This window comes from Achromobacter sp. SIMBA_011, assembly GCF_046535435.1.
GTDB classification, from domain to species: Bacteria; Pseudomonadota; Gammaproteobacteria; order Burkholderiales; family Burkholderiaceae_B; genus Achromobacter; species Achromobacter dolens.
Window position 1 is genome coordinate 1 of record NZ_JAWRWN010000925.1, and the last position, 250, is coordinate 250.

1 protein-coding gene is annotated in these 250 nt (G+C 70.0%); it reads right to left on the reverse strand.

Annotated features, from left to right (window positions below; genetic code table 11):
• The coding region (locus tag SB816_RS33705; protein WP_410548465.1) for an aldo/keto reductase at window positions 1-250 on the reverse strand (250 nt) is incomplete at both ends.

Below are 250 nucleotides of genomic sequence, written 5' to 3' on the forward strand. Positions count from 1 at the left end.
GTCGATGCGATCGGTGTGCAAGCGCTTCAGGCTCGCGTCGCACGCAGCGACGACGCCGCGCCGGCTCGCATGATGCGGATACACCTTGCTGACGATGAAGACATCGTCGCGCAGGCCGGCGAGCGCGTCGCCGACCAATTCCTCGGTCGCACCGTCGCCATACATCTCCGCGGTGTCGATCAGCGTCATCCCGAGCGCGATGCCCTCGCGCAGCGCGGCGATCTCGTCCGCGCGCCGGGCGGGCCGCTCG